This is a genomic window from Gleimia hominis (assembly GCF_032085515.1).
Lineage (GTDB): Bacteria > Actinomycetota > Actinomycetes > Actinomycetales > Actinomycetaceae > Gleimia > Gleimia hominis.
The window spans coordinates 877,663-889,723 of the sequence record NZ_JASXSX010000001.1; the positions used below are offsets into that span (position 1 = coordinate 877,663).

Genomic DNA, 12,061 nt, shown 5'->3' on the forward strand with positions numbered 1-12,061 from the left:
GAGTAGCCGCCCGCGCGGTTAAGCTGTTAGATGTTGTGCGTCCTAGGGAGCACCAGACCGATATTTTCCCACTCGTCGGATGGTCGGCTCGGACGCAGACGTGAGCAAGATCTTATACGTGCGGCGCGCGAACCTCTGGAAATCCAGGTGGTATTCGTTGCGCCCCTGATTTGGAAGAAGAAGGCCACGCCCGTGCGCACTTATAGTCCTAAGCCTGGGGACCACGAGAAACAGTGGTATGTCATTGACGCCACTGACGTCGTCCTCGGCCGCCTAGCAACAAACGTTGCTACGTTACTTCGTGGGAAGCATAAGCCAATTTTCGCCCCGCATGCTGATCAGGGCGATTTTGTGATTGTCATTAACGCAGACAAGGTTGCGTTGACTGGTAACAAACTCGATCAGAAGTTCGCTTACCGCCACTCCGGGTTCCCGGGTGGGTTAAAGTCCATGTCTTACCGTGAACTGCTAGACAAGTTCCCAGAACGCGCCATTGAAAAGGCCGTTCGCGGCATGCTTCCACACAACAGCCTCGGCCGCGCGCAGATGCGCAAGCTCAAGGTTTATCGCGGCTCCGAGCATCCGCATGATGCTCAGAAGCCGATTCCCTACGAGATCACCAAGGTAGCCCAGCAGGCGTAACCCGCTGGACGATACCGGTAGAAACTGAGGATAACTGTGGCTGACACCACGCAAACTGACGTGCTCGAAGAGGAGAATGCCCCGAGCACTTACACATCTGAAACAGAGTCAGCACCTGAGGGTGCTGGACAGTCAATCACCGCTCCTGGTCACGGACTGGGCCGTCGTAAACGTGCGGTTGCGCGCGTGCGGCTGGTTCCGGGCACGGGGCAGTGGAAGATTAACGGCCATTCGCTAGACGAGTACTTCCCGAACAAGCTGCACCAACAGCTGGTGCGGTCGCCGTTCGCACTGTTGGATATTGAAGGGCGCTTTGACGTCATTTCGATTATCCGCGGTGGGGGTACGTCTGGGCAGGCGGGTGCGTTGCGTCTTGGCATCGCTCGCGCGCTGAACGAGATTGATCGGGATGCGAACCGTCCGGCTTTGAAGAAGGCTGGGTTCTTGACGCGTGACGCCCGTTCGGTGGAACGCAAGAAGGCTGGTTTGAAGAAGGCCCGTAAGGCCCCGCAGTTCTCGAAGCGTTAATCTTTGCTTCTTTAAAGGTCCCTGCGCTCTTTTGTTGGAGCGCAGGGATTTTTGTATGCCCGCAGGTTCGCGCGTGTTTGTAGGGTAGTTGGTGCATTATGATGGAGTGGTTAATGGTCGTTGAAAGGATCGATAATGCCTAGATTGTTTGGTACCGACGGTGTGCGCGGGTTAGCGAATCGTGACATTACCCCGGAGCTGGCTTTGCGGTTGGGTGAGGCTGCAGCCCGGTATGTGATGAAGGACCGCGCTGCGGATGCGGCCAAACCGAAGGCAATTATTGGGCGTGATACCCGTATTTCTGGCGAGTTTTTAGATCATGCGTTGGCAGCGGGTTTGGCTGCTGCGGGTATGGATGTGGAACGTATTGGGGTGGTGACTACCCCTACGGTTGCGTATATGACGGCAACGGAGGATGTGGCTCTTGGCGTCATGATTTCTGCTTCGCACAATCCGATGCCGGATAATGGGATTAAGTTTTTTGCGCATGGCGGTTTCAAGTTGGAAGACGCGGTTGAGGATGAGATTGAGGCTCTGTTGGAGTCGCAGTGGGATCGGCCAACCGGCGCGCTAGTAGGGCAGATTGAGCCGGGTGCGCAGCACGCGGAGCACGTGTACGTGGATCATTTGGTGCGTGCTTGTGGAACGAACCTTTCGGGTTTGAAGATTGTTATGGATTGTGCGAATGGGGCGGCATCTAGTTTGGGGCCGGAAGCTTTGCGTAAGGCGGGCGCTGAGGTTGTGGTGATTAACGCTAGCCCGGATGGCTTGAATATTAACGACGAGTGCGGGTCGACGCACCCGCAGATGCTGCAAAGCAAGGTGGTGGAGGAGTCCGCTGACTTTGGGGTTGCATACGATGGGGATGCGGACCGGTGCTTAGCTGTTGACCATGAGGGCCAGTTGGTTGATGGCGATAAGATCATGGGGGCTTTGGCGGTGGACCTCAAGAAGCGTGGGGAATTGAATAAGGACACGCTGGTGGTGACCGTTATGTCTAACCTGGGGTTGCTGTTGGCGATGGAAAAAGAGGGGATTAAAACGGTTCAGACTGCCGTGGGCGACCGGTATGTACTTGAATGCATGCGTGCTAATGGGTATGCGTTGGGCGGTGAGCAGTCTGGCCACGTAATTTCTGCCGAACACGCAACTACGGGTGATGGTGTGCTCACGTCGCTGCTGGTAGCGCGCATGGTGAAGGAGTCTGGGGAGTCGTTGGCGGCTCTTACAGGTTTTGTACAGCGTTTGCCGCAGACGCTGGTGAATGTGCCGGGTGTGGACAAGGTGCGTGCTTCTACGGATGAGGGGCTGGCTGAAGCGGTGGCGCAGGCGGAAGATCAGTTGGGTGAGACGGGACGCGTTGTGTTGCGTTCGTCGGGTACGGAACCGTTGGTGCGAGTTATGGTGGAGGCCGCGACGCAGGCGGAGGCGGATGAGCACGCGAATCGTCTGGCCGCAGTGGTGAAGGAACGGTTAGCCCTGTAGGGGCGCGCAGCATAGGGGCCTATCAGCGGGCGTCTAGCGGCCATTGATCGTTCTGACTAGGCGTCTCGCATCGTAATGTGGCGGGACTTTAGTCCCTTTAGTAGTGTGGTCTGGAACGCAAATGTTTCACTACGTTGTTTGGAGACTTTATGCGCCTGAGGAACCGGGTTATGGCCGTGTGGTTAGTGCTCTCGATTTCATTGCTGGGCCTTCTGCCTATAGCTACCACTGCGGTGGCAGACGATACGGAAAACCATGACTTCGATCCAGATAGGTGTTCTGAGTTCGTCAGCCGGGCCCCGATTCTTTCTGCTCCTAAAAATTGGAAACTTGGAAAATCCAAGCCGGAGCCATGGCGACAAAAGGCGGAAAAGGAAGAGGAAGTAGACAGGCGCCGGAAACCTACGATAACTGATATTCCTGTCGTGTTTGTACACGGTTGGGTAAGTAGTTCTACTCATAATGTAGAGCGAACAGGGGCGTTTTCGCGAGCAATTGATATGGGATCAGATCATGCATCGAACGTCATCGCTATGGGAGTCAATGCGAGGAAAGTTTCGCTGATTGACTGGGTTCAAGATCATACCGAAACTGTAGTCTATACATTTGATTATTCTAAGGTGAATGGGCGGTGGGTAACGGATAAGGATATTGGTCCTAAGTTGGCTCGCGGCTTGGAGTGTTTAGCGAAAACGTATTATCGTCCAGCAGTGGCGGTAGCTCACTCGATGGGAGGGCTTGCACTTCGCCAGGCAGCGTCAATGATTAACATGCCAATCAAGCGAGTACTGTCACACGTATTCACCATAGCGACGCCCAACGAGGGGTCTGATCTAGCTGCGGTTATCTCGAATAAGTTACTCTCTCCAACTGAGGCGCGGGAGACTGCTGTTCAGAAGTTATTAGTAAGCGCTTTACGTGAAAGTGCCCATTCATACGAAGAGAAATGCAAGGGAGATACTGGAGTTCCATTTGTGGATGCGTTTGAAGGAGAAGCGGGTAGGGCGCTCCGGACTGGTTCTCCTGAGTTGAAACAGCTTCCAAAAATGCCACGGGAAGTGGAAGTGCACGCAGTAGCCGGAGAAATAGAAATCAAGCAAGGCGTAACACTGTTTGGTTTTACGAAGTCGTCGTCTACTTCTGTTGGTGATGTGATTGTCTCTAAAGAATCTGCATTGAGTGGCGCCTCTGCGAATTTTAGATATTCGAGTGTATGTACTACTCGGATCGTTGTGAGGCCGATGATGGCCAAATCTCCCAGGATGCTGGGAGTCAACCTTTTATATCAAGGTAAAAAAGCAGTGTCGTCTAGTTTTCCTTGTTTTCACACTAACCTAACCCGGGAAACAAATGCCGCATGGAAAATGATTAACGTCTTAGACAGAGCGATGTCCTATGAAAATTTCGACTAGTAAACGTAAGCTCCTGTTTGTCATCTTGGGAGTCGTGGTGGTGGTGCTAGCAGTTCTACTAGTCTGGGCTATCCACCATCAGAGAACTACGTTGGCGGAAGGTGCTTCTGGTGGTGCGCAATCGCAGGCGGATAACGCCGACCCCACGAAGCGTAAGATCCAGCGGAGTAAACGCGAGGTTCAAAATACGGTTGCGAAGCTGGAAAACATTGTGGAGGAACCCGAAGCGATCGTGGATCCAGAAGTAGCAAAATCCTATGGGGTTGAAGTTAACCAGATACTTCCAGAGGGCACCAAAGTAGAGGTAGACCAGGAAAGCTGGACAGATGTCGATGAAACCACGGCGATGGTGCCCACAACTGTCAAACTTCCCGATGGGGAAGAAGAGCAGTACGCCGCCGTCGTTAGTAAAACTACGCGCGGCTGGCAACTCACAACCACCCTGCCAATAGAAGAAGCCAGCCCCGAATCTTAAATGCGGCGCAACCGAAGCTGTGACACGCGGTGGTCCGCACCTTTAGTAATAATCAGATCGGCCCGTCCCCGCGTGGGCAAAATATTCTCTTCCAAGTTCGGTAAGTTAACACTCTTCCAAATATGCCGTGCCCGCTCTATCGCTTCCGTATCCGACAACTGCGCATAGTTCTTAAAGTACGAGTCCGGTTCCGTAAAAGCGGTTGAACGCAGCTTTAAAAACCGTTCCACGTACCACGCTTCGATATGAGCGGGCTGTGCATCCACATAGATCGTGAAATCAAAATAGTCCGAAACAGCAACCACCCCAGTGCGTCCCTGCGCAGTACGGGCCGACTGCAACACGTTCAAACCCTCAACAATCAAAATATCTGGACGCGTAGTAACCTGCTTTTCACCCGGAATAATGTCATAAACCGTGTGGTCATAAATCGGGGACTCCACCCGCGGATACCCCGCTTTCACCGCAGCTATGAACTCAAGCAACTCCGCGCGATCGTAAGACTCCGGGAAGCCCTTGCGGTTCATAATGCCACGGCGCTTAAGCTCCCGATTTGGTAGCAAAAACCCATCAGTAGTAACTAACTGTACGCGGGGAATAGTGGGAAGACGCCGCATCAACTCCACCAGCAGGCGGGCCGTGGTGGACTTCCCCACAGCCACAGACCCCGCAATCCCAATCACAAAAGGTGGGCGCGGGCGGTTCGGCTCATGCAAAAAATGTCGCCGATCAAACGCCAACCGCTGCTGCGAATCAAAATACATCTGCAGCAAAGCCGAAAGCGGCCGGTAAATCGCATCCACTTCCCGCAAATCCATGGGGTCAGCAATACCCGCTAGGCGCCCCACTTCCGCTTCCGTGAGCGGCAGGGGAGTTTCTTTTGCGAGCGCGCTCCAAGCCTCACGCGTAAAAGTTTCGTAAGGGGACAAGCCGAGTTCTTTCATAATGTGCACACATAAATGGTGCCCCAAAATGGAACAGAATGCGCAATTAGTCGCAATACAGCGTGTAGTTACCCCCAATTCCCAGTGTCGTTACATCCCGCGGGCTCATGTGTGGCACCATAAAAAGCATGTGTGGAATTGTTGGATATGTCTGTGAACATGATTCTTCTCGCCCCCGCGACGTAGTTATGGGTGGGCTCGCCCGCCTGGAGTACCGCGGGTACGATTCCGCGGGGATCGCTGTTGGTTCCCGTAACCAGATGACGGTTGTGAAAGCGGTAGGCAAGCTTGCGAACCTGCAAGCCGAACTGGATAAGCTTGAGGACCTAGCTGGGCGCAGTGCGATTGGGCACACGCGGTGGGCAACTCATGGCCGTCCGTCTAACGAGAATGCGCATCCGCACGTCGCCCTGGGGGGTGCGTTGGCGCTTGTGCATAACGGGATCATTGAGAATGCGGACGCGTTGCGTGGCGAGTTGAAGGCCGATGGGATCACGTTCGTGTCGAACACGGACACGGAAGTTGCAGCGCACCTGCTGGGGCAGTTGTTCCTGGAGGAATACGGTAAAGGCGACTTGGTTGGGAACAAATTGTCGCTTGAGGGCGTGCCAGCTGACGCGCGGGTGGCAGCGGCTGCTTTGACGCGGGCGATGGAGCGGCTCACCCCGATGCTGCATGGCACGTTCACGCTGCTGGCAGTGCACGAGGACGCGCCGAGCGTGGTGGTGGCGGCGCGCCGTTCGTCCCCACTGGTGGTTGGCCTGGGTGAGGGAGAGAACTACTTGGGGTCCGACGTACTTGCGTTCGCGGAGCACACGCACCGGGCGTTAGAGATTGGGCAGGACGAAGTGGTGGTAGTTACCCCAACTGCGGTTACTGTCCTGGACGCAGATGGTAACCAGGTGGAACCCAAAGCATTCGACGTGGAAGTGTCAACTGACAACGTGGATAAGGCTGGTTGGCCTACGTTCATGGAAAAAGAGATTCACGAGCAACCGCTGGCAATTGCGAATACGCTTAAAGACCGAGTGGATGCGGAGGGCCGGTTAGCGCTCGACGAACTGCGGATCCCCTCCGAAGTGTTGCGCACGGCCGACAAGATGATCATCGTGGCGTGTGGAACCGCGGCTTACGCTGGGCAGGTGGCTCGCTATGCGATTGAGCATTGGTGCCGCATTCCCGTTGAAGTGGAGTTGGCGCACGAGTTCCGCTACCGAGACCCGGTGGTGAATGAGAAGACCCTGGTGGTTGCTATCTCCCAGTCCGGGGAGACGATGGACACGATCATGGCTATCCGCCACGCCCGGGAGCAGGGGGCGCGGGTGATTGCCATTGTGAATACGCCCGGGTCCACGATTCCACGTGAGTCGGACGCGGTCATTTTGACTCACGCGGGTCGCGAGATCGCGGTGGCGTCTACGAAAGCGTTTACCGCGCAAATCGGCGCGACCTACATTTTAGGTCTGTATTTAGCGCAGGTGCGGGGCAATAAGTACGTGGATGAAATCCAGGATTACTTAGAGAAACTGGCGCGCGTTCCCGCAAAAGCGCAGGTGGTGTTAGACCACGCGGAAGATATGCGCCAGATTGCGCGGCAGATGAAAGATGAGCAGTCTGTCATTTTCCTGGGCCGGCACGTGGGGTACCCGGTGGCGATGGAAGGAGCGTTAAAGCTCAAAGAGATCGCGTATATTCACGCGGAAGGTTTCGCTGCTGGGGAGTTGAAGCACGGTCCGATTGCTTTGATTGAGGAGGGGCACCCGGTGATCATTATTGTGCCTACGCCCCGCCGGCCGGAGCTGCATCGCAAGGTGGTGTCGAATATTCAAGAGGTGCGTGCCCGGGGTGCGCGGGCGATTGTAATTGCGGAGGAGGGAGACACCTCGGTGGATGAGTACGCGTCGTTCGTGTTCCGCGTGCCTGCTGTGCCCACGTTGTATGCCCCGCTGCTGTCGGTGATTCCACTGCAGATTTTCGCGTCCGAACTAGCCAGTGCGAAGGGGCTGGATGTGGATCAGCCCCGTAACTTAGCGAAGTCGGTGACGGTGGAATAGTTCGATGCGCACGACCCAACCGCACCAACCAGACTCCGCGGGCGCTCACAGGCCGGTGGAAGCCGCGGGCGAAGTGAACGCGGCGGTTGAAGTGAACGCTTCGAGCGAACCGCCGGAGCCTAGCCGCGCGAGCTGTGCGGAGGCCATTAATCGAGCGAGATCCGCGCGGGTCTTTAACCGCACGGACTTTGCGCGGGTTTACCGCGTGCCGGATGCGCGAGACCACAAGTACACGCGGGGAGTAGTGGGGCTTGTGGTTGGGTCAAATAAGTATCCGGGAGCAGCGGTGATGGCGGCCGCTGGGGCGTTGCGTGTGGGCGTGGGGATGGTGCGTTACCAGGGGCCGGACTTGCCCGCGCGGTTGGTGCTGAACCATTTCCCCTCTGCAGTGGTTGGGGGTGGTCACGTACAAGCTCATGTGGTGGGCAGTGGGATTGACGAACGCGAGTTCGACACCCGGGTGCGGCCCCTCCTCAAGCAAACCAATTCGGCACTGGTGGTGGATGCTTCCGCGCTTCCGGGGTACACGAAATTTGTTGCGCAAGAAGGTGGTCGTGAGCAACGTGCTGCCGCGCACACGGTACTAACCCCTAATGTGACGGAAGCCGCCCGGATGCTGTCGGTCTTGTCCGGGCGAAAGACCGCGTGGAATGAAGTTCATGAGGCACTTGCGGACTGTGCGGCAAAGCTCGCGGATTTAACTGGGGCAACCGTGGTGGTAAAGGGTGCGAATACGGCTGTGTGTAGCCCGGGTGGGGCTCCGCTTGTGATTACGGGGGCGACCCCGTGGGTAGGCACGGCGGGTAGCGGGGATGTGCTCGCTGGGGCGATCGGGGCGCGCGTGGCTGCGTGGCAGGCGGACCGTGAGAATGGTCGCACGGTTGAACCTTTGGACCTGGTGGTGGCCAGTGGTGTTTGGATTGTGGCTGAAGCTGGACGCGCGGCAGCAGAAGTGGAACGCTTTGCATGGGGCCACCCCGTAGAACCAATGGAAGTGGCAGATGCGATACCACGCGCTATTGCGCAGCAGTTAGAGGAGTGAGCATGCAGGCGGATGACAACGCGATTGCTTGGGCAACGGTGGATTTAGATGCGTTGAAGGCGAATGCTCGCAGGCTTGAAGAACTCGCGCAAATAGGTGAGCCACCTGGGAACGTTCCACGCGACGGTACGCGGGTTCACGAACCGACGCGGAACCAAACTGCACCGGTGCACATGGCGGTTGTGAAAGCGGATGCTTATGGGCATGGGCTGGTGCCAGCCGCTACCGCGTTAGCGCAGGCTGGCCGTAGCGTGTTTGGGATTGCTCAGATACCAGAGGCGATTCACCTGGCGCAAGCTTTGCGCGAAACCGAAGTTGGGAACGCGCGGATCTTCTCTTGGCTCGTCCCCCCAACGGGTGGGCAGCAGCTGATCGAGCATGCGCTGGATCTGGGGATCGAGCTGTCTGTTTCCACGCCGCAGCAAGTGCTGGCGATTGCGGCGACGAAGCGACCCGCACGCGTGCATTTAAAAGTTGACACGGGGATGGGCCGCGCGGGTTTACTACCCGGCGAGCTTGAGGGCGTGTTAGCAGCGTTGCAACAGTGCGCGCCCCGCGTGCAACTGGTGGGTATGTGGAGTCACTTGGCTAAAGCAGATGAAGACACGGCTGAGGGTAAGCAGTTCACTGCGCGTCAACTCGAATACTTGCGTCAGGCTCACCACGAGGTGCAACGGGCCCATCGCGGTATTCTAAAGCGAACGGGAGGTAACTCTTCGGCTAATCTAAAGCAAATGGGGGCAGAATCCTTGTCGCTCGCACTGCATTTAGCGGCCACCGCCGGGCAGATTTGGCACCCCGATACCCGCTTAGATATGGTCCGTGACGGAATTGGCCTGTACGGCCTTAGCCCAAACCCTCAGGTAGAAACGGAACAAGAACTGGGGCTGCACCCGGCGATGACTTTGAATGCGCGGCTAATGCAAGTGAAGCGGATTCCGCGTGGGTGGACTGTTTCGTATGGGGGCACGTGGCGGGCTGAACAAGACACGTGGATTGGTTTGGTGCCACTCGGATATGCGGATGGGATTGCGCGGGCGGCGTCGAATCGAGCGTGGGTGCGGGTGTATTCTCAAACGGGTGCGTGGAACGCGCCGGTTGTGGGACGGATTTGTATGGACCAGTTCATGATCAAACTTGGTGAAGGTAAGCGGCCGCCAGCGGCTGTGGGGGACCGCGTGGTTATTTACGGAGATCCTACGCGCACGCAAACGCGCGGTTGCCCTACAGCCAGTGACTGGGCGGGTTGGGCAGACACGATCTCTTACGAGGTTTTAACCCGCGTTGGTGCGCGCGTTCTGAAATGTTACGTGGGTGGTAGTGAAGGATAGGCGATGAAGTACAGTTTCGAAGTTAACGACCCGGCGCAAACCCGTGCGATTGGGAGTGCATTGGCGCCAATTGTGCGTGCGGGAGATTTGATTATGCTCACGGGCGAGTTGGGCAGCGGAAAAACCACGTTAACGCAAGGTCTTGGCGAGGCAATGGGGGTGAGTGGGCGCGTTTCTTCTCCCACGTTCATCATCACTCGGATCCACCCGAACGATCACGGTCCAGATCTGGTGCATGCGGACGCGTACCGGGTTACGGACCTGGAGGATCTGGAGACGTTGGATTTGGATACGCAGCTGCAAGACTGCGTGGTTGTAGTCGAGTGGGGAGAAGGAAAGACGGAACCGCTATCGGCTTCCCGTTTGGAAATCGTATTGCGTGGTCCATTCCCTGCTGGTGGTGCGATTTCGAATGATCTTGAGGGGCTAGATGATGGTCGGCGCGTGGTGGAAATCTCCCCGGTGGGGCCGCGCTGGGACGGCGTAGATGTGGAACAGGCGGTAGAGAGGGCTCTAACGCAGGTACAGGAAGGCAATGATGATTGATTTAGTGATCGACACTTCCGCAGGAACTTCGGTTGCAGTGGTAGAAGGCGAAAAAGTGGTGCGCAAGCGGTCGGGGAGCAATCGTGAGCACGCCGAGAAGCTGTCTCCTCTTGTGCAAGAAGCGTTGGAAGAAGTGGGGGTTGAACCCGGGCAGATTCACGCGAAATTGCGACAGATAATCGTGGGCACCGGGCCTGCGCCGTTCACCGGGCTGCGGTCTGGATTGGTGACTGCACGCGCAATGGGGTTCGCGGCGGACCTGCCGGTGCGGGGAGTTTGTTCGCTCGATATTTACGCGCGAGAGTACCTGGACAATATGAGCGCTGACCAGGACCTCGTGGTCGTCACGGATGCGCGTCGCAAAGAGGTGTACTGGGCTCACTACCGGGCGAGCGGGCCCGATGATGTGACACAGGTGGAAGGACCTGCGGTGGATTTACCGCAAAGTGTTGCCAACCGATTTTCATCCGGTACAACTGTGTTTGCGGGGCCTGCGTGCGAGCTTTATCCGCAGGTGTTTGACTCGCCGGTTTCGACGAGTGTGATTGATCCGGCTGTGGCAGCACGGATTGTGTGTGCGCGTTTGGAAGCTGGATTGCTGCACTTCGACACGGAACCACTGTATTTGCGGCGGCCAGATATTCATCCGGGGCATGGGCAAAAAACCGCTTGAGATTGACCTTGGGGTGCTTACGAGTGCAGACGCGTTCGCTGTGCTCGCGTTGGAACGCACTATTTTCACGGCTGAAGCTTGGTCTGAGGCACTTGTTTTAGACGAGTTGACTCGGCCCGATAGGTTGTATGTGGGTAGTTACGAATCGGGCGAGCTGGTGGCATACGGCGGTGTGCGCCTGGCGGAAGACACGGATTTGATGACCTTGGGAGTTGCCGAAGCTGCGCGTGGCAAAGGTTTGGGGCGCGCGGTGTTGGAGGAACTTCTGCGGCGCGTGCAGTTGGTCCGGTTTTTGGGTTCGCGTGTGTTCCACCTGCCTGAACGCGTTCCCGTGCATGAACCGGGCACGATTGAGCACCAGGTGCGCCGTGTTCAACGCGTCTTGCTGGAGGTTAGGGCAAGTAATGCGGTGGCGCAGCGGCTTTATGAGTCGGTTGGATTCCGACGGTTGGGCACGATCCGCGGGTACTATCACGAGCCCCGTGAGGATGCGTTGGTGATGGCATGCCGGATCGCGCCGAATCTGCAGATGAACTACTGAAGTAACGTATCTAGTTAGAGTTAACCGATAACATGTTAGCAATCTAAAAAGCTCAACTAGGTACGCACAACCTAGGCTTAGCCGATATCAAAATATGAGACGGGCAAAACGTGCTTGTTTCCACCAGAACGGAGCTTATTAACTTAATGTAGGTCAATAGTCCTACGTTGTGTCGTGTTTTCCTATCGCGTTATTCTTGCAGTAGTGCATTCAGAGCTGATTGCACCGTTTCCAAGAAATCAAACTATATGTACCCAGTAGGGAGTATTCATATGAAAATCAAAACACGTAAGGTTTCTAAACCGTAGACGAATATGGCAGTTATGTACTGTTACAAGAGTCCAAAAATGAACTGATTGTCCTTAAATGAATCGTGCAGGCATGTGTT

The 12,061-nt window shown here is 56.2% G+C and carries 12 protein-coding genes; 11 read left to right on the forward strand and 1 reads right to left on the reverse strand.

Annotation, left to right across the window (positions count from 1 at the left end; all coding sequences use genetic code 11):
- The first annotated feature begins 192 nt into the window (after positions 1-192).
- From rplM to QS713_RS03715, 5 genes are all read left to right on the forward strand, one after another.
- Positions 193-642 carry a 50S ribosomal protein L13 gene (gene rplM, locus QS713_RS03695; RefSeq protein ID WP_313272517.1) on the forward strand — a complete coding sequence of 150 codons (450 nt, stop codon included), beginning with the start codon at positions 193-195 and terminating at the stop codon, positions 640-642.
- A 36-nt stretch (positions 643-678) separates the two neighbouring features.
- The gene (gene rpsI / locus QS713_RS03700) at positions 679-1,170 is read left to right on the forward strand and encodes a 30S ribosomal protein S9 (RefSeq protein ID WP_313272519.1); all 492 of its coding nucleotides are present in this window, start codon (positions 679-681) and stop codon (positions 1,168-1,170) included.
- Positions 1,171-1,305: 135 nt separating this feature from the next.
- Positions 1,306-2,655, forward strand: coding sequence for a phosphoglucosamine mutase (gene glmM, locus QS713_RS03705; protein WP_313272521.1), 1,350 nt, complete (start codon positions 1,306-1,308; stop codon positions 2,653-2,655).
- A gap of 233 nt (positions 2,656-2,888) precedes the next feature.
- Positions 2,889-4,067 carry an esterase/lipase family protein gene (locus QS713_RS03710; RefSeq protein WP_313272523.1) on the forward strand — a complete coding sequence of 393 codons (1,179 nt, stop codon included), beginning with the start codon at positions 2,889-2,891 and terminating at the stop codon, positions 4,065-4,067.
- Entirely contained in the window at positions 4,051-4,542 is a 492-nt protein-coding gene (locus QS713_RS03715; RefSeq protein ID WP_313272524.1) for a hypothetical protein, read from the forward strand. The genes QS713_RS03710 and QS713_RS03715 overlap by 17 nt, the downstream gene beginning before the upstream one ends.
- Here QS713_RS03715 and coaA read toward each other — a convergent pair.
- A complete protein-coding gene (gene coaA, locus QS713_RS03720) occupies positions 4,539-5,486 on the reverse strand; it encodes a type I pantothenate kinase (RefSeq protein ID WP_313273744.1) in 948 nt (315 codons plus the stop codon). The two genes, QS713_RS03715 and coaA, sit on opposite strands and share 4 nt — an antisense overlap.
- A gap of 128 nt (positions 5,487-5,614) precedes the next feature.
- On the opposite strand from coaA, the gene glmS reads away from it, so the two are divergent.
- The 6 genes from glmS to QS713_RS03750 are packed head-to-tail and all read left to right on the forward strand — an operon-like array spanning position 5,615 to position 11,673.
- A complete protein-coding gene (glmS, locus tag QS713_RS03725) occupies positions 5,615-7,540 on the forward strand; it encodes a glutamine--fructose-6-phosphate transaminase (isomerizing) (protein ID WP_313272526.1) in 1,926 nt (641 codons plus the stop codon).
- Positions 7,541-7,544: 4 nt separating this feature from the next.
- Positions 7,545-8,582: an ADP-dependent NAD(P)H-hydrate dehydratase gene (locus QS713_RS03730; protein WP_313272528.1), complete on the forward strand. Its 1,038-nt coding sequence runs from the start codon at positions 7,545-7,547 to the stop codon at positions 8,580-8,582.
- Between the two features lie 2 nt (positions 8,583-8,584).
- On the forward strand, positions 8,585-9,913 hold the full coding sequence (gene alr / locus QS713_RS03735; protein WP_313272530.1) for an alanine racemase: 1,329 nt from the start codon (positions 8,585-8,587) through the stop codon (positions 9,911-9,913).
- A 3-nt stretch (positions 9,914-9,916) separates the two neighbouring features.
- On the forward strand, positions 9,917-10,459 hold the full coding sequence (gene tsaE, locus QS713_RS03740; protein ID WP_313272532.1) for a tRNA (adenosine(37)-N6)-threonylcarbamoyltransferase complex ATPase subunit type 1 TsaE: 543 nt from the start codon (positions 9,917-9,919) through the stop codon (positions 10,457-10,459).
- Positions 10,449-11,132 (forward strand): tRNA (adenosine(37)-N6)-threonylcarbamoyltransferase complex dimerization subunit type 1 TsaB, encoded by a 684-nt coding sequence (tsaB, locus tag QS713_RS03745; RefSeq protein WP_313272534.1) that lies wholly within the window; start codon positions 10,449-10,451, stop codon positions 11,130-11,132. The genes tsaE and tsaB overlap by 11 nt, the downstream gene beginning before the upstream one ends.
- Complete coding sequence (locus tag QS713_RS03750) at positions 11,113-11,673, forward strand: GNAT family N-acetyltransferase (protein WP_313272536.1); 561 nt, start codon at positions 11,113-11,115, stop codon at positions 11,671-11,673. The genes tsaB and QS713_RS03750 overlap by 20 nt, the downstream gene beginning before the upstream one ends.
- The last annotated feature ends 388 nt before the right edge of the window (positions 11,674-12,061 follow it).

Coding starts and splice junctions, on each gene's coding strand:
- glmM (WP_313272521.1), top strand. CDS start 1,306: ATGCCTAGATTGTTTGGTACCGACGGTGTGCGCGGGTTAGCGAATCGT.
- QS713_RS03715 (WP_313272524.1), top strand. CDS start 4,051: ATGAAAATTTCGACTAGTAAACGTAAGCTCCTGTTTGTCATCTTGGGA.
- coaA (WP_313273744.1), bottom strand. CDS start 5,486: ATGAAAGAACTCGGCTTGTCCCCTTACGAAACTTTTACGCGTGAGGCT.
- glmS (WP_313272526.1), top strand. CDS start 5,615: ATGTGTGGAATTGTTGGATATGTCTGTGAACATGATTCTTCTCGCCCC.
- QS713_RS03730 (WP_313272528.1), top strand. CDS start 7,545: ATGCGCACGACCCAACCGCACCAACCAGACTCCGCGGGCGCTCACAGG.
- alr (WP_313272530.1), top strand. CDS start 8,585: ATGCAGGCGGATGACAACGCGATTGCTTGGGCAACGGTGGATTTAGAT.
- tsaE (WP_313272532.1), top strand. CDS start 9,917: ATGAAGTACAGTTTCGAAGTTAACGACCCGGCGCAAACCCGTGCGATT.
- tsaB (WP_313272534.1), top strand. CDS start 10,449: ATGATGATTGATTTAGTGATCGACACTTCCGCAGGAACTTCGGTTGCA.
- QS713_RS03750 (WP_313272536.1), top strand. CDS start 11,113: ATGGGCAAAAAACCGCTTGAGATTGACCTTGGGGTGCTTACGAGTGCA.